The sequence below is a fragment of the Rossellomorea pakistanensis genome (genome assembly GCF_016908495.1).
Lineage (GTDB): Bacteria > Bacillota > Bacilli > Bacillales > Bacillaceae_B > Rossellomorea > Rossellomorea pakistanensis.
The window spans coordinates 379,911-402,798 of sequence record NZ_JAFBDZ010000003.1 but is presented as its reverse complement, the minus strand read 5'-3'; the positions used below and the strand labels follow the sequence as shown (position 1 = coordinate 402,798).

At 36.4% G+C, this 22,888-nt stretch carries 20 protein-coding genes; 4 read left to right on the top strand and 16 right to left on the bottom strand.

From position 1 onward, the window contains the following. Positions 1-135: 135 nt before the first annotated feature. From JOC86_RS15870 to cyoE, 8 genes are all read right to left on the bottom strand, one after another. Positions 136-1,296: a GNAT family N-acetyltransferase gene (locus JOC86_RS15870; protein WP_205173888.1), complete on the bottom strand. Its 1,161-nt coding sequence runs from the start codon at positions 1,294-1,296 to the stop codon at positions 136-138. Positions 1,297-1,460: 164 nt separating this feature from the next. Beyond that, entirely contained in the window at positions 1,461-1,922 is a 462-nt protein-coding gene (locus tag JOC86_RS15865) for a DUF420 domain-containing protein (RefSeq protein WP_205173887.1), read from the bottom strand. A gap of 46 nt (positions 1,923-1,968) precedes the next feature. Then, complete coding sequence (gene ctaG, locus JOC86_RS15860) at positions 1,969-2,892, bottom strand: cytochrome c oxidase assembly factor CtaG (protein WP_205173886.1); 924 nt, start codon at positions 2,890-2,892, stop codon at positions 1,969-1,971. Positions 2,893-3,383: 491 nt separating this feature from the next. After that, positions 3,384-3,716, bottom strand: coding sequence for a cytochrome c oxidase subunit IVB (gene ctaF, locus JOC86_RS15855; protein WP_205173885.1), 333 nt, complete (start codon positions 3,714-3,716; stop codon positions 3,384-3,386). A gap of 4 nt (positions 3,717-3,720) precedes the next feature. Then, positions 3,721-4,350 carry a cytochrome (ubi)quinol oxidase subunit III gene (locus JOC86_RS15850; RefSeq protein ID WP_205173884.1) on the bottom strand — a complete coding sequence of 210 codons (630 nt, stop codon included), beginning with the start codon at positions 4,348-4,350 and terminating at the stop codon, positions 3,721-3,723. After that, positions 4,350-6,230: a cytochrome c oxidase subunit I gene (gene ctaD, locus JOC86_RS15845; RefSeq protein ID WP_419096080.1), complete on the bottom strand. Its 1,881-nt coding sequence runs from the start codon at positions 6,228-6,230 to the stop codon at positions 4,350-4,352. Before ctaD ends, JOC86_RS15850 begins: the two co-directional genes overlap by 1 nt. Positions 6,231-6,261: 31 nt before the next feature. Then, positions 6,262-7,320, bottom strand: coding sequence for a cytochrome c oxidase subunit II (gene coxB, locus JOC86_RS15840; protein WP_205174252.1), 1,059 nt, complete (start codon positions 7,318-7,320; stop codon positions 6,262-6,264). A 91-nt stretch (positions 7,321-7,411) separates the two neighbouring features. Continuing rightward, a complete protein-coding gene (gene cyoE / locus JOC86_RS15835; RefSeq protein WP_338021768.1) occupies positions 7,412-8,326 on the bottom strand; it encodes a heme o synthase in 915 nt (304 codons plus the stop codon). A 553-nt stretch (positions 8,327-8,879) separates the two neighbouring features. On the opposite strand from cyoE, the gene JOC86_RS15830 reads away from it, so the two are divergent. Further along, a complete protein-coding gene (locus tag JOC86_RS15830; protein ID WP_205173883.1) occupies positions 8,880-9,782 on the top strand; it encodes a COX15/CtaA family protein in 903 nt (300 codons plus the stop codon). Between the two features lie 38 nt (positions 9,783-9,820). On the opposite strand, the gene pyc is transcribed toward JOC86_RS15830, so the two are convergent. The 4 genes from pyc to glsA all read right to left on the bottom strand — a co-directional run bounded on the left by pyc (position 9,821) and on the right by glsA (position 16,445). Then, complete coding sequence (pyc, locus tag JOC86_RS15825; RefSeq protein WP_239587639.1) at positions 9,821-13,258, bottom strand: pyruvate carboxylase; 3,438 nt, start codon at positions 13,256-13,258, stop codon at positions 9,821-9,823. A gap of 156 nt (positions 13,259-13,414) precedes the next feature. Further along, positions 13,415-14,629, bottom strand: coding sequence for an FtsW/RodA/SpoVE family cell cycle protein (locus tag JOC86_RS15820; RefSeq protein ID WP_205173882.1), 1,215 nt, complete (start codon positions 14,627-14,629; stop codon positions 13,415-13,417). Positions 14,630-15,110: 481 nt separating this feature from the next. Further along, positions 15,111-15,392: an Fpa/YlaN family protein gene (locus tag JOC86_RS15815; protein ID WP_205173881.1), complete on the bottom strand. Its 282-nt coding sequence runs from the start codon at positions 15,390-15,392 to the stop codon at positions 15,111-15,113. Between the two features lie 123 nt (positions 15,393-15,515). Then, complete coding sequence (gene glsA, locus JOC86_RS15810) at positions 15,516-16,445, bottom strand: glutaminase A (protein ID WP_205173880.1); 930 nt, start codon at positions 16,443-16,445, stop codon at positions 15,516-15,518. A 441-nt stretch (positions 16,446-16,886) separates the two neighbouring features. On the opposite strand from glsA, the gene JOC86_RS15805 reads away from it, so the two are divergent. Further along, a complete protein-coding gene (locus JOC86_RS15805) occupies positions 16,887-17,384 on the top strand; it encodes a peptidyl-prolyl cis-trans isomerase (protein ID WP_205173879.1) in 498 nt (165 codons plus the stop codon). A 146-nt stretch (positions 17,385-17,530) separates the two neighbouring features. Here JOC86_RS15805 and JOC86_RS15800 read toward each other — a convergent pair whose 3' ends face one another. Continuing rightward, positions 17,531-18,859 carry a PhoH family protein gene (locus JOC86_RS15800; RefSeq protein ID WP_205173878.1) on the bottom strand — a complete coding sequence of 443 codons (1,329 nt, stop codon included), beginning with the start codon at positions 18,857-18,859 and terminating at the stop codon, positions 17,531-17,533. A 178-nt stretch (positions 18,860-19,037) separates the two neighbouring features. Here JOC86_RS15800 and JOC86_RS15795 point away from each other — a divergent pair, with 178 nt between their 5' ends. Continuing rightward, entirely contained in the window at positions 19,038-19,649 is a 612-nt protein-coding gene (locus tag JOC86_RS15795) for a YhcN/YlaJ family sporulation lipoprotein (protein WP_205173877.1), read from the top strand. Positions 19,650-19,689: 40 nt separating this feature from the next. Here the strand turns inward: JOC86_RS15795 and JOC86_RS15790 are convergent, their stop codons facing one another. Then, on the bottom strand, positions 19,690-20,145 hold the full coding sequence (locus JOC86_RS15790) for a pyridoxamine 5'-phosphate oxidase family protein (RefSeq protein WP_205173876.1): 456 nt from the start codon (positions 20,143-20,145) through the stop codon (positions 19,690-19,692). A 148-nt stretch (positions 20,146-20,293) separates the two neighbouring features. On the opposite strand from JOC86_RS15790, the gene JOC86_RS15785 reads away from it, so the two are divergent. Beyond that, complete coding sequence (locus JOC86_RS15785; protein WP_205173875.1) at positions 20,294-20,494, top strand: YlaI family protein; 201 nt, start codon at positions 20,294-20,296, stop codon at positions 20,492-20,494. 109 nt (positions 20,495-20,603) lie between these two features. Here the strand turns inward: JOC86_RS15785 and JOC86_RS15780 are convergent, their stop codons facing one another. Beyond that, positions 20,604-20,915, bottom strand: a complete 312-nt coding sequence (locus JOC86_RS15780) for a YlaH-like family protein (protein WP_205173874.1) — start codon at positions 20,913-20,915, stop codon at positions 20,604-20,606. A gap of 23 nt (positions 20,916-20,938) precedes the next feature. Further along, complete coding sequence (gene typA, locus JOC86_RS15775) at positions 20,939-22,783, bottom strand: translational GTPase TypA (protein ID WP_205173873.1); 1,845 nt, start codon at positions 22,781-22,783, stop codon at positions 20,939-20,941. Between the last annotated feature and the right edge of the window lie 105 nt (positions 22,784-22,888).

Here is a 22,888-nt window from a genome sequence, read left to right as displayed (position 1 = left end):
TGTCCCAAAACCAAGGTGTCAGGAACCACAACTTCAATATATAGGAAAAGAACTTCTATATATGGTCGATCATAGTGGTTACGGACTCCTTTTAGGACTGTCCCATTTTTTTTTGATAAACTAAATTAAGAATCCTTAAAAGAAATCAATAAAGAATGGATTTAATGGATTGACTATTTCTTCTAAAATCATAATGGTTTCTAAATCTCCTTTAATTTTTCCAATGCTATTAAGTTCTCTAGCAGTGAATACCCCAAAGAAAAGAGGAATAAGGGTTTGTACATCCATATTTACATAATCTTGATGAAGTCTTGGTTGGCTATCTAGTTTAACAACATCCTTTCTCGTTACTAAAAAGAATCCATTATTCCAACTCGCAAAAGGGTCGTTAATTTCTAAACATATAGATTTATTTCTTAATAAGTTTAGATCTAATTTCTTTAAAAACTCTTCTACATCGACAATTCTGGCCATGAAATAAGGATAAACCTCAGTCTTCACCATTGGGTTATGGAATAGAAATAGCAGTGGATCCTTTTCCTGAAGTGTTAATTCGACTTCAGATATCATAGAATCATGTTGACATATAAAATTCCATAAACCTTTCCTAGCCTCATCATTAGTAACGATAAATTCATCTACCTTCATTTTTTTATCTTTAAGTTCATATAAAATATAGCCTTCTAACGTATTACTTGTTCCATAATATGCTGCAATCGTTAACTCTGTAATTACCCTTTGCTTCCACCAGCTTGATTCTCTCACTAACATTCCGTTGTATCTTTTAGCAAATTTTTCGTAGAATTCTTCAAGCTCACTAGGAAAATCATCTTTGTGATAGCGATAAATTTTCCCTTCTGTATTTTCCATCCTTACTAATTCACGCTTATCTACTGTCACCTTTTTCAAATAATCAAATACTTCCCATCCAAACTGGCGATAAAACGATATGGAAAAAGGGTGCAATAGTGAAATGAATTGCCCTCTTTTTCTCATCACCTCAAGAGAATCCTTTATCAATGCCCTTACATATCCTTTTCTCCGGTATTCAGGATAGGTTGCCACACTTGCAATCCCTCCCATTTTCCATTGTTCATAATTAAACCAAATTTTCAATGATAGGATTTGAAGTTTTGCAGCAAGTTTTTCTTCATCTTTAATACCAGAGATATACTGTTGGTCAAACTGTTCATATTTCTCCTTTAGACCTTCTTCAGATACTTTATATTGAAATGCGTACATTGATAAATCCACTATTTCTTTATAATCAGATGATTGTAGCTTCTCAATCTTCATTCTTAAACACCTCCACCCAATCCATTCTATATGGGTAACAGAAATTCCTATTTAAAAAAATTTTTTTAACCTATTTATTAAACGCATTGCTTAAAGTGGGAATTAGTTTTAATTACAAAAAAGATAATCAAAATCATCTAGCATGATTTTGATTATCTTTTTCATTAATATCCTAGAATCGCTCTAATCGTTGAAGTAGTTTCTCCACCTTCATAGAATACGTAGAGTAATAAATAGACTGCAACACCAGTGATTGCGGTAAAAAACCAGATGATACTTGTTATCGGACCAAGCTTCCTGTGCCTTTTTAACTTGTTTTTGTATCCTGTCCAAAGCGACATCAGTCCGAACACAGCTCCAACAGTTGCTAATATAATATGAAAAATTAGAAACACAGTATAATAAATTTTTAGACTATCCGGTCCACCAAATGAAGTATTACCTATAAAAATGGTTCTACTGAGATAAATAATAAAAAATGTAAGGGCAAACAAACCGGCAAGCGTCATAGTTTTCTGGTGTGCTTCAATTTTTCTTTGTGTAATTTGCCACCAACCGATTGCTACTGTAATGGCACTTAGAACGATAAAGGTTGTACTTATCGTAGGGAGTATTGGTACAGACATGCATTTTTCCTCTCTTCATTCATGAATATTTACCTATTCTTTTTCTTTATTCTACTAGCTTGGGGTCTGCAGTTTTATATCCGATAGACGTTTGAGATTCGGTTTGAGTTTGTGCCTGATCCTGATCTTTACGATACCATTGAAAGAATAGACTGGCTAATGCAATACCGAAGACAATTTCTTGGATGATTTTCATGACAACTCCACCAAGCTGTTGATCATTTTGCAAGGACATTGATGTGAATAATTCAGGTCCGCTTAAGCTCAATCCACTTAGGCTACTGGCAGGTACACATAAAGCTAAAGCTTTTAACCATGTTGAAGAATCATAATACGTTGCATATAATGGATTCTCAGCAAAGATAATTAATCCACATGCAGGAGTTAGCAGTACAGCGCTCCCCAAGATATAGCCAATTCGTTTTAATCCGCTAAGTTCTACATCCTCGTCAACAGGTTTAATTAATGGCCACCACATAAACACAGCTAACATAAATAGAATCACAGTAAATAAATTGTGTAAGACAGCATCCGTTCTCACATGATCAAATACTGTTGGAATATGATACATGGAAAATAGAACATTGAATGCTAATAGTTTTACAATTGGTTTTGTCATTATAGCAAACATCTGCTTAACAACTGGAAGCTTAATAAATACTTTCCAAATCCAATCTGGAATTCCCATTACTAAAATAGGTGTAAATACAAGATATAAAATAGCCATCTGTGTCATGTGCATAGAGAACATTATACCACTTAAAACTTCGACTGGTGATCCCTTGGCGATATACAGAAGAATCATGGCTAAAATAAAATAGGTTGCTTCTTTCTTTGTAAGTTTTCTACTTTCTGAAAAACGGTTTCTCCATTTTATCGTTACTAAAAAGTATAATATCGTAATCAACACAATTGATAGTATAAAAAAAGGACTCCACAACGCATTAAAACCAAAAATACCCAAAGGCATTTCTCCACCTCATTTCACTAATACATGATTACCTATATTATACTGTCTCTACAATGCGACTTCAATCTAAGCTAATGACAAGTTCATGACAAAACGAAAAGCGGAAGCGCCTCGAACAGGCCTGACAAGCATAAGTCGAGTCCCCAAGAAAGGGTGCCTTTTTCCCTTTCTTGGGGGCTTGGCTTATGTTCCGAAGGCCTAGGCGCTGCAGATGGACACGAAAAAAAGCAGATGAGTCTTGTTAAAAGGATGTAAAGCTTAGTTCGCCACGTTCTGTAGCAACTCCTTTTGACCCACAACCTGTGAGCCTCCGATAAGCATAAGGCGAGTCACCATGGAAGGGCGCCTTCCCCTTCCTTGGGGGCTCGACTTATGTCTCAAGGTGCTTTGTATTGGTCACTGATAAACCTCATTAACCATTAACTCACTAAAAAGATAAATATTCTTATCTAATCAAAAAACCAGCCGAAAGGTCGACTGGTTTTTTAGGATTAAATCCAAACAATTGTTAAAAACACCAAAATAGTAATAAACCCAACTAATGCTCCAGAGTAGAGGAACAAAGCAGGTGCCTCATGTCCCTTATGACTCATGTGCATGAAATAGTATAGTTGGAATACAAGTTGAACAACTGCCAGTAGCAGGATAAATGGAATAACAAAGTATTTATCAAAATCTCCTGCAACAGCAATGAATGCAACTAATGTTAAAAAAATCATTAGAGCAAACGCCGAAACTTGCATTCTCATATCCTCAGCATTTTTCTTTCGACGATATTCGTAATCTACACTTGGGTTACCTGAATTTGATTGTTGATTCGCCATCAGTTTATCCCACCATTCCCATTAGATATACTACTGTAAAAATGAACACCCAAACAACATCGATAAAGTGCCAATACAGACTGGCTACATAGAATTTAGGTGCATTATAAAGATTTAAACCTCGTTTTGCATTACGTAACATTAAAGAGATAATCCATAATAACCCGAATGCAACGTGCGCTCCGTGAAAACCAACTAACGTATAAAAAGCAGAACCAAATGCACTACTTGTAAACGTATGATGGTACTCATGGACATAATGATTAAACTCATAAATTTCTAATGCCAGGAAGGCAGCTCCTAAAAGAACGGTAATTAATAACCAAGCTTGCATACGCTGAAAGTTATAGTTTTTCATATGGTACATTGCGTACACACTTGTTAATGAACTTACCAATAATAACATTGTAGCAACAAATGCAAGTGGTAAATCAAAGATATCTGCTGCTAATGCATGCTCTTTGCTAGGAACTTTATCTTTCAAGGCCAAATAGGTGGCAAAGAGTGAAGAAAATAGTACTGTTTCTCCCCCAAGAAAGAACCAAAAGCCCATAAATTTATTTTTCCCTTCGAGGGTTGCTTTCTCAGGCGATGCTGGCCATGTTTTAGGTGTGAACTTTTCTTCAGCTTGCATTATGCTTTCCCCCCCTTATCATTGTTATCATCAGCTAAGAGGTCTTCTTTATGAACATGATAACCATGATCATCTTTTACAGAGCGAATAAACATTGATCCTAAAGTAATAAGCATTCCGATAATTAATACCGGGATTGCCCAATCTTTATCATCTACTCGATACATAGCTCCAAAGGCTGCTATAAATAAACCTACAGACATAACAAATGGTATGAAAGAGTTATTCGGCATATGAATATCGCCAATAGGCTCTGCTGGAGTAAGTTCTGACCTTCCTTCCATCTTTTCTAACCACCAAGCATCTAGGCCACGAACAAGTGGTGTTTGCTTGAAATTATAAAATGGTGGAGGTGATGGAATTGCCCATTCTAGTGTCCGTCCATCTCCACTCCAAGGATCGCGACCAACTTTAACGCCTTTGATTTGAGTAACAATGATATTAATCAATAGAATCAATACAGATACACCCATAAAAGCTGCACCAATGGAACTTACTAAGTTAGCTGTTTCAAATCCTTGTCCAGGCAAGAACTTCCAAATACGTCGCGGCATTCCCATAAGCCCAAGGAAATGCTGGATAAAGAATGTTAAATGGAATCCAATGAAGAATAACCAAAATGAGACTTTACCCCAGAATTCATTTAGCATGGTTCCAAACATTTTTGGCCAGTAGAAATGGGTTCCTGCTAATAGTGCAAAGACAACCCCACCAACGATAACGTAGTGGAAGTGGGCAACTACGAAATAAGTATCATGGTATTGATAATCTGCTGCAGCTGCGGCTAGCATAACCCCTGTAACTCCTCCAGCGATAAACGAAGGAATAAAGGCTACAGCGTACAACATTGGGGTTGTAAATTTAATACTCCCGCCCCACATTGTTAATAACCAGTTAAATATTTTAATACCGGTAGGAATAGCGATAGCCATTGTCGCTACTGCAAAGATTGCATTTGCGATTGGCCCAAGACCTACAGTAAACATATGGTGGGCCCAAACCATGAACCCTAAGAAACCGATTAATACTGTTGCAAATACCATTGAAGAGTATCCGAATAATCGTTTTCTAGAGAAATGCGGAATGATTTCTGAAAAAATTCCAAAGGCCGGTAATATTAGGATGTAAACCTCAGGATGACCAAAAATCCAGAAGAAATGCTCCCATATAATCGTATTACCACCTGCTGCTACATCAAAGAAGTTTGAACCAAACATGCGATCAAACATCATTAGGAATAATCCTACAGTTAGAGCAGGGAAGGCAAATAAAATTAGAGCAGATGTTACGAACGCTGTCCAAGTAAATAATGGCATACGCATATATGTCATACCAGGCGCTCTCATATTAATGATGGTAACTAAGAAGTTAATACCACCAATTAATGTACCTGCACCAGATATTTGCAAACCTAAAACATAAAAATCAATTCCGTGTCCTTCAGAAGCCATCGATAACGATGCATAAGATGTCCATCCTGCATCAGGCGCTCCTCCTAAGAACCAAGAAAGGTTAAGGAATACTCCCCCGAAGAAGAATAACCAAAAACCAAGTGAATTCAAGAATGGAAATGCTACATCACGAGCTCCAATCTGTAATGGTACAACGGCATTCAAGAAACAAAAGATAAGAGGCATTGCAGCCAAGAATATCATTGTTGTACCGTGCATTGTTAAAACTTCGTTATATAAGCCTGCACTAACAAAATCATTGTTAGGAACCGCAAGCTGAATACGAATTACTAAAGCTTCTAAACCACCAAGTAAGAAGAAGAATCCTCCAGCGATAAGATAGAGAATAGCAATCTTCTTGTGGTCTACTGTTGTTAAGTAGTCCCAAAGGGTAGCTGCAAAGCCTGTTTTTTGCGTATAGCTACTCACGATTAAACCTCCCTTTTACTTTTCCCCAATATTATTCACTAACTTTAAGTCCCATTAAGTATTCAGATAGGGCGTCTATTTCTTCATCAGTTAGATCACCATATGTGCCTGTCATTTTGTTACCAGGTTTGTATTGTTCCGGATCTGATAACCAATTTTTTAATTCTTCTTCATTATGATCCAAAATACCAGCAATTCGTGAACGCTCTCCAAATGTTGCCAAGTTAGGCGCAGTACGTGCCTGTTCTGGACGTGCATCCTGTGGTGTAACCGCATGGCAAGCTAGACATTTTTGTTCGAAGATTTCTTGTCCTTGCTGTGCTAATTCAGATGTAGGTTGTGGTTCTTTTGCATCTTTCATGTTTGATACCCAAGTATCAAAGTCATCTTGAGACATAGCTTTTACTTTAAAGTCCATTAATGCATGTGAAGGACCACAAAGCTCCGCACATTTTCCGTAAAATAGATTTCCTGCTTCCTTCGCTTTTTCGCTATCAAACTCTAAGAAGAAAGTATTTACGCCATCAACATTCGTATCAATCTTTCCTCCAGCAGCAGGGATCCAGAATGAGTGTTTGACATCAGATGCTTTAACATTAAAGTAAACCTTTTCATCAGTTGGAACAACTAAATCTTGAGAAGTAATAATCTTCTCGTTTTCATACTCAAATTCCCACCAGTAAAGATTTGCACGGACATTGATGACCGTTGCATCTTTTTTGTCCATATCTTTCGTATCAGCTAAATTAAATGTAGCTGCAACCGTTGGAACGGCCAATACTAGTAATAAGATAATTGGAATAACTGTCCATAAAATCTCTAAAGTATGACTCCCTTCCACTTGTTTAGGAATTGTTTCGTCACCTTTTTTACGACGGAAACGAATAATTGCAATAAAATATACAATAACAACTACAATTATAACGAGAACCATAATTAATGTACTCAAGATCATTAAGTCATATTGCGTCTGAGCTACTTCCCCGGCTGGTTGTAGTGTTGAAATAAATGGCTCTCCACAACCGGAAAGAACGAGCGCCAATACCGTTAAAATCGAGAAAAGACGCCATTTCGATAGCCTTGCTTTCATAGCTTGATCAAACCCCTCTTTCGTTAAGTATACTTTTGTCAAACAAGGACTGAATATATATGGATTTCTTTTCAGAAAGAATTCCCAAGGATTAAATGACTGTTACGATAACCATCGCTACAAACAAGATGGTCAAATAATTAAGCGAGTATACAAACATAAGCTTTGCCCATTTTAAGTCGTCTTGCATTTTATACCCCATTAAACCAAGAACAAACCAGCCAATATTAAAGGCGGTAGCTAGGATGAAAAATGGTATCCCTAGGTCTAATAGAAAGAATGGTAGAGGGAGCAATGCAGCTACCCATAGCACGATGTGCAGTTTAGTCGTAGCAAATCCTTTTACTACTGGTAGCATTGGTATATTTGCTGCTCGATATTCCTCACAGCGCTTCATAGCAAGTGCATAAAAATGCGGAGGCTGCCAAATAAACATCATTAAAAATAACATCCAAGCCATTTGACTTAAATTAGCATCAACGGCTGCCCAGCCAATCAGTGGCGGAACTGCTCCAGATATACTTCCTATGATTGTATTACTTACTAGTTTTCTCTTTGACCACAAAGAATATAAAACAACATAGCTAAAAACTCCGATAACACCTATTACACCTGCGGTAATAGTAGTCATAAACAAAAATATCGTTCCTATAGTGATCATAGTCATACCAATGACTATTGCTTTCGTCCCGTTAATCTTTCCTGTAACGGTGGGACGATCTTTTGTTCTCTCCATAAGTGGATCAATATCTCGGTCTATGTAGTTGTTTATGCTACATGAACCCGCAATGATTAACGACGAACCAACAAGAGTTAGAAACATCGTGTCTAATGAGTTTAAGAAATGTGTGTTAGTAAAATAAAATGCTAACCACATACCCGTAAAGGTTGTAATTAGATTAGAATTTACGATCCCAATCTTGATCAGGGCCAAAAAGTCCTTCCAAGCAGTTGTTTGAGGAAATCCTGTTTCCTTCACATTCGTCATTACTCTGCTATTTGACACTCTTTCCCCTCCTCTCTACAATTTACCAGAGGCATTCCCCACCTCTATACTATAAAGCAATTTGAATACCATTTCTATATTGAATCAAAAATCAATAGGAAAGAATTAATTATAGAAGTAAAATAGTTCCAACCTAAATAAGGCTATCAATATAATATTAAACCACAGATTTTTTCCTTTTTGGCATTCATTTTAGAAGAATTATGACGAAATTGTGAATTGTATTTGTTATCGTTTCCACTTTCCAAAATTTCTATCATAATAATAGCATAACTATCTAATTAAGCGTTTTCAAAATAGAGAGAATGACCGCCCATGATACTAATCTAAATTAAGTCACGAATAAAAGTTTAATCATATAGGCTGATTGTAAAACCTAGTAATACTATTATTTCGATTTGAATATCCTCTACATATTCTATCAATATTCTGTAACATTTTATCTGTTGTTTTTTAAAGGGTTATTCTGTATCATCTTAGAAGCGTATATTGTTGTAATAAAACGAAATTACTAGATTATCATAAGCTACTTTAATTTAAGAAGGTGAATATTTTGCATAAAGGGTTAAAATGGCTAGCCGTCATTACTACTCTAGGAATGCTCTTTGTTTTACTTGGTGGTGCCTTAGTTACAAAGACAGGTTCTGGAATGGGATGTGGACGCTCTTGGCCATTATGTCATGGCGAAATTATCCCGAGTAACATCGATCTAGAAACATTTATTGAATTGTCACATAGAGCTGTATCAGGGAGTGTCGGTATATTAGTACTTGCGCTTTCCATATGGTCTTGGAAGGCAATTGGCCATATAAGAGAAACGAAACTCCTCTCTTTTCTTGCATTCTTTTTTCTTTTTGCCCAGGCACTTATCGGGGCAGCAGCAGTGGTCTGGTCTCAATCTGATTTTGTCTTAGCCCTTCATTTTGGCATTTCTTTAATCTCTTTTGCGGCGGTATTATTACTAACTTTATTAATTTTTGAGATTGACCAAAAATTTGATGCACATAAATTGGTGATCGACCGAAAAATGCGTTTTCATATAGTTGGAGTTACTCTTTATAGTTATCTGGTTGTTTATACAGGCGCCCTTGTTCGTCATACTAATTCTAGTCTAGTTTGTCCAGATTGGCCTTTCTGTGTTAATGATTCACCTGGACTACCAACTAATATGTATGAATGGATTCAAATGGGACATCGTTTCGCAGCAGGTCTTATTTTTATCTGGATTGCTTATATTACTTATTTAGCTATTAAAAACTATAAGCATCAGAAAGTCATTTATTGGGGATGGATTATCGCATTTATTCTTGTGTGTTCACAAGTTGCTTCTGGAGCATTTGTTGTCCTTACTAGACTAAACCTCTTTCTGGCTTTATTGCATGCTCTCATTATTTCTTGTTTATTCGGTTTACTTAGTTACTTTATTCTACTCGCATCAAGGAGTCGTTTAAAATAACATAAAAAGGATGGGGCCTAGGCCCCATCCTTTTTATGTTATTTCTGAATCTCGATAAGAAGATCTCCAGGAGATATTGCATCCCCACTTTGAACATATATATCTTTTACATGTCCAGTAAAAGGAGCTTGTACAGTTGTTTCCATTTTCATTGCTTCAGTAATTAGGAGGTGATCACCCTTCTCTACTCTCTCTCCTTTTTCCACAATGACTTTGATTACAGTACCTGGCATCGTAGCACCAATATGCTGATCATTATTCAGGTCTGCTTTTGCTTTTGTTGCAACCGTGGACTTTATATTTTCATCCTTTATCACAACCTCTCGCGGCTGACCATTTAATTCAAAATAAACAACACGTGTTCCGTCTGCTTGAGCTTGTCCTATTGATACAAGCTTTACAATTAATGTTTTTCCTGTTTCAATTTCAACCTCTATCTCTTCTCCTAACCTCATACCATGAAGGAAAGTAGGTGTGTCTAAGACGGAAATATCTCCAAATTGCTCAACAGTTCGAGAATAATCCATGAATACCTTCGGATAGAGAGCATAGGCTAGAGCATCAAAGCTAGTCACCTGTCTTCCAAGGTCCTCAAATAATTTTTCTTTTAGTTGATCGAAATCTACATCTTCTAACAATTCTCCAGGTCTTACAGTAATTTGTTCTCGCCCTTTTAAGATTACTTTTTGAAGCTTCTCTGGAAACCCTCCATAAGGCTGCCCGAGATATCCTTCAAACAGTTCAATAACAGAGTCAGGGAAATCGATTTTCTCACCTTCATCGATAACTGTATTTTCATCTAAGTTATTTTGAACCATAAATAATGCCATATCTCCTACTACTTTAGACGACGGCGTTACTTTTACGATATCACCAAACAGATGATTCACCCTTGCATACATTCTTTTTACTTCTTCCCACCTGTCGCCTAATCCGACCGCTTTAGCCTGTTGTTGAAGATTACTATATTGTCCACCAGGCATTTCATGTTGATATACTTCCGTATGCGGAGACATCATTCCGCTTTCAAAATCACTATAGTACTTTCTTACATCTTCCCAATAGTGTGCTAAAGTTTCTAAAGAGTGTACATCAACATTTGGCTCCCTTTCAGCGCCTTTTAAAGCGTAATAGAGTGTATTCGCGCTTGGCTGCGAGGTTAAACCAGACATTGTACTTAGAGCTGTATCGACAATATCCACACCTGCTTCAATTGCCTTAGCATACATAAATATACCATTACCACTCGTATCATGCGTATGAAGGTGAATAGGGATATCTATTGAATCCTTCAATTCTGATATGAGTCGATAAGCCGCTTGTGGTTTCAATAACCCTGCCATATCTTTTATCGCTAATATATGAGCACCTTGAGCCTCTAATTCTTTTGCTAAGTTTTTATAATAAGCAATATCGTATTTTGTTCGAGTTCGATCATCGATATCTCCTGTATAGCAAATGGCCGCTTCAGCTATTTTCCCATTTTGCCTAACGGCATCAATAGCTACTTCCATACCTTTAACCCAGTTAAGGCTGTCAAAAATTCTAAAGACATCAATACCTGTAAAAGCAGACTTCTCAACGAATTCACGAATGACATTGTCAGGGTAATTTTTATACCCCACTGCATTAGAAGCTCTTAATAGCATTTGAAATAGTACGTTTGGTATCTTCTCTCTCATTGTTAAAAGTCTGTTCCATGGGTCTTCTTTTAAAAATCTGTAAGCTACATCAAAAGTAGCTCCTCCCCACATTTCAAAAGAAAATAAGTCTGGTAATAATCTAGCAGATGGTTCAGCGATATGTTTTAAATCATTTGTTCTTACTCTTGTTGCCAATAATGATTGGTGCGCATCTCTAAACGTTGTATCAGTTAATAGGACATTCTTTTGGCTTTTAACCCATCGAACCAGCCCATCAGGACCTTCATTGTCTAGAATTTGCTTGGTACCAGTTAAAAATCCTTCCGAAGGGGCTAGTTTAGGAATTCTAGGTTTTTCAAATACTGGCTTCTTCTTTTTTTCTACTCCTGGAAAACCATTGACCGTTACCGTTCCAATATAATTTAACATTTTCGTACCACGGTCTTTTTTCTTTGGGAAAATGAACAATTCAGGTGTACTATCAATAAAGGAGGTATCATAGTGACCTGTAATAAAGTTTTCATGTTTGGTTACATTCTCTAAAAACGGGATATTTGTTTTGATTCCCCGGATTCTAAATTCTTGAAGATTACGAACCATCTTAGAAGCAGCTTGCTCAAATGTAAGCGCCCATGTTGAAACCTTTACAAGTAATGAATCGTAGTAAGGAGTAATGATTGCACCTTGATAACCGTTTCCGGCATCCAGTCGTACTCCAAATCCTCCTCCTGATCGATAGGCCATAATCTTACCGGTATCCGGCATAAAGTTATTAAGAGGATCTTCTGTCGTCACCCTTGATTGAATTGCGTATCCGTGAGTGTTTATGTTCTCTTGTGTTGGAATCCCTACTTTATCACTATGTAAGCGATGCCCTTCTGCAATGAGAATTTGAGATTGAACAATATCAACACCTGTAATCATTTCTGTAATTGTATGTTCTACTTGAACACGAGGGTTTACCTCAATAAAATAAAAACGATTATCAGAAACGAGAAATTCAACTGTCCCAGCATTGACATAATTGACATTTTTCATTAATTTTACTGCAGCTTCACAGATTTCTTCCCTAAGTTGTTTATCTAAAGAAACGCAAGGCGCTACTTCTACAACTTTTTGATGACGTCTTTGTACTGAACAATCTCTTTCATACAAATGGATGATATTTTGATCTTCATCTCCAAGTATTTGAACCTCTATATGTTTTGGGTTCTCTACAAACTTTTCAACATAGACTTCATCACTACCAAATGCAGCTTTTGCTTCAGATTTAGCTCTATCATATGCCTCTTTTACTCCATCTAGGGTGCGAACGATACGCATACCGCGACCACCACCGCCTAATGAAGCTTTAATCATAATTGGAAATCCATGTGATTTACCGAATTGAATAACCTCTTGCAAACTTCCAACAGGTCCATCACTTCCAGGAATAACTGGAATCTCAGCTAGCTGTGCTTGTTTCCTTGCTTTAACTTTATCTCCAAACATATCTAGATGACTTGAATGCGGCCCAATAAATACAATTCCTTCTTCTTCACATCTTCTTGCAAATTGAATGTTCTCTGATAGAAAACCGTAGCCTGGATGAATAGCATCCACATCGGATGTTTTTGCAATTTCAATGATTCCCTCTATATCTAAATAAGCTTCGATCGGTTTTTTATCTTCCCCAATTATATAAGCTTCGTCTGCCTTATAACGATGATAGGCACCTGAATCTTCTTTAGAATAAATAGCAACCGTTCGAATATTTAATTCTGTACAAGCTCTAAATACTCTTATTGCAATTTCTCCGCGATTGGCTACAAGAACTTTTTTAATTTGCTTCATAATGATTATCTCCTCTCATATAGTTGAACTTGGATGAAAATCAATTCCTCTTAAAGGATTTTCAGGTAACAACACCTCTAAGAATATTCAGTTTATTCTTCTTAAAGGAAAGGACTGAACTAAAGGGAATTCCCCTTTTGCCAGCCCTTATTATTATTAAGAATTGAAATTATATACCTTCTGCTTACTACTATTCGACAAAGGTCGATCATTTTCCTTCTTATGCTTATGATTTCCTTCATATTTTACAAACATCGAAACATTGACTAGCAATCCCATTGATAGAGAAAGAACTAATAAAGACGATCCACCATAACTTACAAATGGTAATGGAACACCTGTTATCGGAATCAAGCCTGAAACACCTCCAAGATTAATAAAAGATTGAAGTCCTATCATTCCAGAGATCCCAATTGCAAGCATAGTACCAAATGGATCTGTGCATTTAACTCCTATATATATCCCTCTTAAGACTATATAAGATAAACCTACAATCACAAATGCTACCCCAAACACACCTAACTCTTCAGCTATAACTGCCATAATGAAGTCTGTGTGCGATTCAGGGAGATATCCAAGCTTTTGAATACTTTGTCCTAATCCTAACCCTTGGATTCCTCCTCCCCCAATCGCTAAGTAGGAATTAACTAAATGGTATCCATCATCTTTTGCATAAAGAAAAGGATCGACATACGCTTCTAATCTTCCCATTCTCTCTTTTGTGAAAATATAATCCCTTAAAAAAAAGATTACGGGAGATATAAGAAGGAAGAGAAATGCAGCCATTGTACCAAGCTTTAAAAAAGTCTTCCCACTTATGCCTGAACAACAAATAATAATAATCCCTATTATAAAAATAATACCTGCTGTTCCAAAGTCAGGTTCAATCGCCACTAAGCCACAGATGAACATCAAGAATATTAATGGTGGCGCAACACCTTTGTTAAGCGTATTTATGTAATCCTGTTTTTTAGCATACACTGCTGCTAAATAAATGATGATGGCAAGCTTAGCAAATTCAGATGGTTGAATCGACATAAACCCTAAATCAATCCAGCTTTGAGCATTATTAACCTCAGAACCGATAAAATGCACAGCCAATAAAAGTCCAATGATGATCAGCATAAGTGTTTTTAAGACCTTATTGAATTTAAAAGCTTTATAAGGAAATATAGCTGCACATATAAAAGCGAAAAATCCAATAATAATATTTATCATCTGTTTATTATAAAAATGATCACTTTCATAGCCGAACTTTTGAACAGCCATCACCATACTGGCACTATATATCATGACTAATCCAAATAAACAGAGGAGTATGTATACTGCAATTAAAGAATAATCATACGATCTCATAATTTTTTTAAACATAGAATCTTCCTATCCCTTTTTACATCTTATTTCGAAAAAAATCACCCAAACTCCTGCATAATAATGTTACTTTCTTTACTGAAGGTTCTTTTCGTAATGATTGTTGGTAATTAACCCTCAGTCTGAATACACTTCGCCCACCTTAGGCTGACCCGTGAGCCTCCGCGCTTCGCTGCGGGTTCTCACTTTGGCCACTTTTCCCGCAGGAGTTTACGTGTTTTCAGGCTGTTCAGCGCTTCTAAAATGTATTTCCAACTTATCTCAAAAGTAACAAACTTTTAGAAAACACCCCTACTGAAAATAGATAGAGGCTATCTTTCGTATAAAGATTATAAACTAAATCCGAATCAAGGATCCCTCAAAACTAACCCATGGTACTAAGAAGAGAGTATGACACCATACTGAACATCTAAAATTTATTATTTCTTATTTTACAAAAAAACTCAAACAATCATCTAGATTCGTTTGAGTTTTTAATGAGTTATTTTCTTGTTGAGGCTTCGTGTAGAGCTGACAGTTCTCTTTCTAATGAATCAAGAAGAGATTTCCCATCCTTCTCATTGATAAGGCCTAATCGAACAGCGAACTCTATTTCACGAGACAACCCGAACATTTGTGTATCCAACACTTCCTCATATAGAGGACATTGGGGCATCGTTAAATTATCCATTTGTACTTTAATAAGCTTTAAAATCTTCTCTGCGTCTGCCCTTAGTAGTTCGTAGGCTTTTTCGCTGTGATTAATTTTCATTTCAGACGCCATATTGATCCCCCCATTTCCGTACAAATAGCCATTCCTATCTTAAAATTTTATCGTTAAATTGGCTAAATTGCAAGGAAAATTAGGGACAGGAACTCTGAAATATCGTTCCTATTAGCTCTCAAGTCAAAAAATACTCCAACTATATCTTTTACTCATAATTTCTAGGAGCTTCAAACCAGCTATGCTATTACCTGTTTGATCCAATGAAGGGCCGAAAATCCCAATCCCGCATTTTTGTGGAATTGCTCCCATAATTCCTCCAGATACTCCGCTTTTCGCAGGGATTCCTACTTTCATGGCAAATTCACCTGAGGAATTATACATGCCACATGTCACCATAAATGTTTTACAAACTCTAGCTATATCTTTTGTAATGATACATTTGCCAGTTTCCAAATCGCAGCCATCATTCGCAAATACAGCTCCAATTCTGGCTAAATCACGGCAATTCATTTCAATGGAGCATTGTTTTGTATACAAAGAAAGCAGTTCTTCTACATCTCCATCAATTACCTTATGCTGCTTCATAAAATAACATAAAGCTCTATTTAAAAATGCCGTCTCAAACTCTGATTTTTCAACCCTTTGATTGCAGCTTACCTCATTATCATTTGTTAATTCAGCCACAAAATGAATTAGTTTATTCCACTTCTCTTCAACATTACGACCAGGGATCATATTTGTCACTGCCAATGCACCAGCATTAATCATTGGATTTAAAGGTTTATTAAGGCGGTTCGATTCCAATTTTGCAATTGAATTAAAGGGATCCCCTGTTGGTTCCATTCCAACTTTAGAGAATACTTCTGATTCTCCTTTATCCATAAGAACCAGTGCTAATGTAATAACTTTTGAAATACTTTGTAATGTGAATTTTTTTAAATAGTCTCCTGCATAAAAAAATTCGCCATTTAAATTATAGATTGATATGGATAAATCTGATTTATTCTCTCGACTTAATGCAGGAATGTAATCAACTAATTTTCCATATTTTGTATAAACTCTCGCTTCTTCAACCAAATTAGCAAGTTCTTCATTATTTTTGCAATTCATTTGATCCCTCCCATTTAACTTTATTGGTATTATAACCCTACTTTTAAAAAACCTACTCATTAAACTGGCGAATGTGACAATAAAAATAATTCACGATATAATAAGAAAAGCGGAAGCGCCTTGAACAGGCCTGACAAGCATAAGACGAGTCTTCTAGAAAGGGTGCTTTTTCCCTTTCTAGGGGGCTTGGCTTATGTCTCGAAGGCCTAGGCGCTGGAGCTGGACACTTGAAAAGCGGAAGCGCCTTGAACAGGCCTGACAAGCATAAGACGAGAGTCTCCTAGAAGGGTGCCTTTTCCCTTTCTAGGGGGCTTGGCTTATGTCTCGAAGGCTTAGTCGCTACGCTTGCCAATTGATCAGCGGAAAGCGCTGAATTTAAATATTAATTTCCTTGTACAATTTATGAATTTTAAAAGTGACTATATCATTGGAGGAGTTCAAATGGAGACCATCATACCAATTAAGGGAAAGGTTAAATTTCCAATTACGTTAGATCCAGGTGTGTGGATTTTTGATGATCGCAAAGTTGATTTAACTACATATTTTAGTTCAAATGAAGAAAAAGTAGATGAGCTTGAGGAATATACGAAAAGCGTTTCTCGTCATTGGTCGAGAGAAATTCAGGAAGGTGCAACATATCCACCTACTCTAAAAACTGAAAAGAAATTTGAGAAGGAGAGAATACTAACAGGTACATTTGGAATATCATTACAGCCATTTATCAAGAATGCAGAACCATTGTCTGATGCAAAGTCTCTCATTATTGAAACGGAAGATAACGAATATAGCTTTATTTTAGCTGGGCATGATAGATTAATCCTTGGATTCTCAAAAGAAGGAAAACCTTTAAAAGAAAATGGACCTGTACATGTTTACTTCGAAGATGGATCTAATAAAGAAAATCCTATCACTAATGTAAAAGCCATTAGAATTGAATAATTTTTTATCTGATTGACTCGTGCATTAGAACTAGAATATGACGAACTTTTTTCAAAAGTATCAACATATTTTCCCTGATAAATTATATAAAAAAACCCAGTTCAGTCACAAATGAACTGGGTTTTTCATATATTATCATTGTGTTTTTATAGAAGATCTGCAGCTAATTGAGCAAGACCGGATCGTTCACCTTTCAATAATTTAATATGACCTGCTACTTTTTGTTCTTTAAATTTCTCAACTACATATGTTAGTCCATTATTATACTCATCTAAATAAGGGTGGTCAATTTGTCCCGGGTCCCCCATAAGAACAATTTTACTTCTCTCCCCTACTCTTGTGAGAATCGTCTTCACTTCATGCTTCGTTAAATTCTGGGCTTCATCAATAATGATGAATTGATCCGGTATACTTCTTCCGCGAATGTACGTTAAAGCTTCAACTTCAATCGATGCCATCCCTGCTAAGATATCATCAATTTCACCAGGTTTTTTTGTATTAAAAAGATATTCTAAATTATCATAAATCGGTTGCATCCAAGGACGCAGCTTCTCTTGCTTTTCCCCTGGAAGATAACCTATATCCTTTCCGACAGGGACAATTGGTCTAGCAACCAGAAGCTTATTATAAGTTTTTAGATCCTCTGTTTGAAGTAAGCCTGCTGCTAGTGCTAGAAGAGTCTTCCCCGTTCCCGCCTTCCCCACCATTGTGACAAGTGGAAGGTCATCTCTTAATAATAATTCTGTCGCCATAATTTGTTGAACATTTCTTGGCTTTATTCCCCAAATATGGTCTTGATCATACACAAGTTTCCTTACAAATTTTCCCGAGGACTCTACCATTCCAATTGCAGAGGCAGAGCTACCTAAAGCATCCTTCATGATTAAAAATTGATGTGAGTAAAAAGGCTGGTGAGTGACCTCACTAAGAGCTAATTCCCCCGATTCATAAAACTTATCTAATAATTCTCTTTGCAGGTAGATTTCTAAAAACCCGCTGTAAACATCGCTTACATCTACTACCCTGTCGCTTAAGAAATCTTCAGCTTGAAGACCTAATGCATCTGCTTTTACTCTTACAAGTGTATCCTTACTAACTAAAATAACCGATTTTCCTTCGTTTTTCGTTTCTTCTTCCAATGAAAGATTCTTGGCTACTGCCAAAATTCGGTTATCGTTTGTTTTTTCAACAAAAATATCTTGAAGTTGTTGGAAGGACCGGTGATTTAATTCAATTCTTAATGAACCTCCATTATAAAGAGGGATTTTTTCATGGAGCTTTCCTTCTTGCCTTAAGCCATCTATTAGCTTTGATACGTGTCTTGCATTCCTTCCAATTTCATCCATATACCTTTTTTTAGAGTCAACTTCTTCAAGTACTACTGCTGGAATTACTACTTCATTATCTTGGAATGAAAAAATTGATTGCGGATCTTGTAACAAGACATTGGTATCTAAAACGTAAATTTTCTTCAAATCGATGCCTCCTGCTCCTTTATTCTTAGTTCTATTATATGTAGACCCACTTCATCCGGTTATTTGGGTACATATTATTAGGACGGCCCGTTTCTTAAAATATATGAACAAACGTATAAAGATAGAAGAAAATTACACAATAAGAGATGAATCAAATCTAATCATGGGAGGTTTTCACATGAAAAAGTTCATCCCGTTTCTCGTATTTATCCTTCTGCTTACAGCTTGTGCACAAAGAAACGAAGTCGGTTATCGAAATGATGACAGTACAGAAAACAACAAACCTATTACGGTTAAAAACTCAAATACCCCACAAGTTGAAAGAAAAACAGGTCAACAAATATCAAAACATCTAGTCAATTTGGCAACAAGCGTTCCAAATGTTAAAGATGCTACTGCCGTCGTATTAGGGAATTACGCCATCGTTGGAATTGATCTTGACGGTAATGTTGAACGTTCTGAAGTTGGTACAATTAAATATTCTGTAGCAGAATCTTTAAAAAATGATCCTTATGGTGCACAAGCAATAATAGTGGCCGATCCAGACCTCTATTCTAGAATTCAAGAAGTTGGATCCGATATAGAAAATGGTAAGCCTATACAAGGAATCATGAATGAGCTTTCAGATATTACAGGTCGCGTTATGCCTGAGATCCCAAGACACCTTGAAGATTCAGATCCAGAAAACGCACCAAAAGAGCCTGACAAAAAAATGCATAATCAAAAAGAAAAGCAATTGAATAAAGAACAAGAAGACCAATCGCAAAATAAAATTAAATCTCAGAATTAAAATTAGAAACATCAGAAAAAGCCATGAAAAAGCATACCTTTTATGCTTTCTTCATGGCTTCTATTACTTGACGATCCAAACGGTCTGCAGCATTTTTATCATATGTTTTTTCATAAGTGGGTTCATGATCAATTTTTGAACCATAGAACATAACATCCCTGACTTCATAAATAGCTACTTTAATAAGCGCAAGTTTCAAAGGAATACCTTCAATTTTATCCACAGCAACATTCCCTTTTCCGCTAATAGAATAAGTAGATTCATTCGCAAAGAGAGTAACCACTAATTGTTCATTATTCTTAATGTTGTTTACAATACGAGATCGACTGTCAATAGCAAGAAAGAGAGTTTCCTCATCTTTTGCAAAAATCCAAGAGATGGCATTAACATTCGGTCCCCCTGTTTCATAATCAATGGTGGACAAAGTTACAAATCTTTCTTTTTGTAATTGTTCGAATAAAGCAGGAATTAGCTTAGGTTCTACTTGATTTGCCATGAAATCCCTCCTTTGATACGTTCATTATACAATAGGACGATTACGAAAAGAAGTTTTATGGCTGAAGTTTCTAAAAGAGTTTTATTAAATGTTATACTTATGTATAAGTGAATATATGAGTGAGAAAGACTATTGGAGGTGTCTTATGATGAGAGTAAAATGCATTTTGTGTGAATCAATTGAAAAGATTGATGACGAATCTGTTTTAGCAAAGAGGTTAAGAAATCGCCCTATACATACATTTATGTGTGAAAATTGCTCTGAACGGATTGCTAATAAAACGAATGAAAGAATTGCAACAGGAAATTTTAAACTATACCGATCACCAAAGGTAGAACATGATTTTTAACACGACTCATTTATTGAAGGAAACCGTAATCCGGAAAATCCTTATTAAAATCAAAAGAAGAAGATCCATTCAATTAAATGGATCTTCTTCTTTAATCTAATTATACAGCCTACTGGCCTTCCGCTTGTTGCTTTTTTTCATTATTGAGTCTTATTTTATAAATTATTAAAATGAGTGAAGCTACTACTAGCCCTTCCGCAACTGGTAAGAAGATTCCTAAGAAGGTAAGAATCGTACAACCGAAAATTAAAAACAAGTAAATAACAAGCGATTTGAGTAATGGAAGCTTTTTGGCAAAGCCTAACTTATAAACCAGTACTGACAACGCGATTATAGTAAGGTATAAAAGCCACATACCAAGAGTAGGGTTTTCCTCCACCCTATATAGGGATGCGAAAAAGGACAAGCGCTCTGTTACCATTTCGTCCCCTCCCTTCCTCTAGATTAGTTCATTTCAGCAAGCTTTTTCTTTTTAGCAACTCTTTCCCTTTCATTTTTATCAAGTATTTTCTTACGAAGTCGAATGGACTCTGGTGTAATTTCACAATATTCATCATCATTCAGGTATTCAAGTGATTCTTCTAACGACATAATACGAGGTTTTTTAATTGTTACGGTCTGATCCTTAGTTGCAGAACGAACGTTTGTTGCATGCTTGACTTTTGTTAGGTTGACTGTAATATCGCTTTCCCGTGTATTTTCACCAACAATCATACCAGCATATACTTCATAACCTGGCTCCACAAAGATTGTTCCACGGTCCTCAACCTGCATAATCCCATATTGAGAAGCTTTCCCTGTTTCCATTGAAACGAGTACCCCTTGACGTCTTCCACCAACACGCCCTTGTTGCATTGGTTGATAGCTATCAAACGTATGATTGATGATTCCGTATCCTCTTGTTAATGTCATAAACTCAGTGGAATATCCAATAAGACCTCTAGCAGGCACCATGAATACTAGGCGAACCTGACCATTCCCGTTGTTCACCATATCTAGCATTTCACCTTTTCGTGATCCAAGAGATTCAATGACTCCTCCCATGTATTCTTCTGGAATATCAATTTGAACTCGCTCTATAGGTTCACATTTTACACCTTCAATTTCCCTAACAATAACTTCAGGTTTAGATACTTGAAGCTCATATCCTTCACGTCTCATGTTCTCAATAAGGATTGAAAGGTGCAACTCTCCGCGACCGGAAACTGTCCAAGCATCTGGGGATTCAGTTGGTTCCACACGCAAACTTACATCAGTTTGTAACTGGGCTAATAACCGTTCTTCGATTTTTCTTGCCGTAACAAACTTTCCTTCACGTCCAGCAAATGGACTATTGTTAACAAGAAACTTCATTTGAAGTGTAGGCTCATCAATACGAAGTACTGGTAGTGGTTCTTGATGTTCAACAGGACTCACTGTTTCTCCTACGTTAATATCTTCCATTCCTGAAACCGCAATAAGATCCCCAGCGTGAGCTTCCTGAATTTCTACTCTTTTCAATCCCATGAAACCGAACATTTTCGTAACACGGAATTGTTTAACTGTCCCATCAAGCTTCATAAGAGCGACCTGTTGTCCTACCTTCATTGTTCCTCTGAAGACACGTCCAATTCCAATTCTACCTACATAATCATTATAATCAAGTAATGCTACTTGGAATTGAAGTGGTTCATCACGATTATCTATTGGTGCTGGCATATGTTCAACAATGGCTTCATATAAACATTGCATATTTTCATCCTGTTTAGCAGGGTCTGGATCAACACTAGCCGTACCATTAATTGCAGATGCATAAATGACAGGGAATTCCAACTGTTCATCATTTGCATCAAGTTCGATAAATAACTCTAGAACTTCATCAATTACTTCAGCTGGTCTAGCCGAATCTTTATCGATTTTGTTTACGACTACTATTGGGGTTAAGTTTTGTTCTAGTGCTTTTTTAAGAACAAAACGAGTTTGCGGCATACAACCTTCATATGCATCAACGACCAATAGTACACCGTCAACCATTTTCATAATACGCTCTACTTCTCCACCGAAATCGGCATGTCCTGGTGTATCCAAAATATTAATTCGAGTATCTTTATATTGAATAGCAGTGTTTTTTGCCAGAATCGTAATTCCCCGTTCTCTTTCAAGGTCATTAGAATCCATAGCACGCTCATCAACGTGTTCATTTTCACGGAAAATACCGGATTGTTTTAATAACTCATCCACTAACGTCGTTTTTCCGTGGTCAACGTGAGCAATGATTGCTATATTTCGTAAATCATTTCTTTTATTCAAAATTTTCACTCCTGATCGCTATTTATGTTGAGCTTTCTTTTAACTAAGCTATTATATCATAGCTAGTAGAAAAGCAGAAATAGAATATTGTACAATAGAGATAGG

Bases quoted from the DNA above. Each gene is read 5' to 3' on its own strand.
- JOC86_RS15805 (WP_205173879.1), top strand. From the start codon at position 16,887: ATGGAGACCATCATACCAATTAAGGGAAAGGTTAAATTTCCAATTACG.
- JOC86_RS15790 (WP_205173876.1), bottom strand. From the start codon at position 20,145: ATGGCAAATCAAGTAGAACCTAAGCTAATTCCTGCTTTATTCGAACAA.
- JOC86_RS15820 (WP_205173882.1), bottom strand. From the start codon at position 14,629: ATGTTTAAAAAAATTATGAGATCGTATGATTATTCTTTAATTGCAGTA.
- JOC86_RS15865 (WP_205173887.1), bottom strand. From the start codon at position 1,922: ATGTCTGTACCAATACTCCCTACGATAAGTACAACCTTTATCGTTCTA.
- JOC86_RS15780 (WP_205173874.1), bottom strand. From the start codon at position 20,915: ATGGTAACAGAGCGCTTGTCCTTTTTCGCATCCCTATATAGGGTGGAG.
- JOC86_RS15815 (WP_205173881.1), bottom strand. From the start codon at position 15,392: ATGGCGTCTGAAATGAAAATTAATCACAGCGAAAAAGCCTACGAACTA.
- JOC86_RS15850 (WP_205173884.1), bottom strand. From the start codon at position 4,350: ATGCAAGCTGAAGAAAAGTTCACACCTAAAACATGGCCAGCATCGCCT.
- JOC86_RS15785 (WP_205173875.1), top strand. From the start codon at position 20,294: ATGAGAGTAAAATGCATTTTGTGTGAATCAATTGAAAAGATTGATGAC.
- JOC86_RS15870 (WP_205173888.1), bottom strand. From the start codon at position 1,296: ATGAAGATTGAGAAGCTACAATCATCTGATTATAAAGAAATAGTGGAT.
- coxB (WP_205174252.1), bottom strand. From the start codon at position 7,320: ATGAAAGCAAGGCTATCGAAATGGCGTCTTTTCTCGATTTTAACGGTA.
- ctaG (WP_205173886.1), bottom strand. From the start codon at position 2,892: ATGCCTTTGGGTATTTTTGGTTTTAATGCGTTGTGGAGTCCTTTTTTT.
- pyc (WP_239587639.1), bottom strand. From the start codon at position 13,258: ATGAAGCAAATTAAAAAAGTTCTTGTAGCCAATCGCGGAGAAATTGCA.
- ctaF (WP_205173885.1), bottom strand. From the start codon at position 3,716: ATGGCGAATCAACAATCAAATTCAGGTAACCCAAGTGTAGATTACGAA.
- JOC86_RS15795 (WP_205173877.1), top strand. From the start codon at position 19,038: ATGAAAAAGTTCATCCCGTTTCTCGTATTTATCCTTCTGCTTACAGCT.
- glsA (WP_205173880.1), bottom strand. From the start codon at position 16,445: ATGAATTGCAAAAATAATGAAGAACTTGCTAATTTGGTTGAAGAAGCG.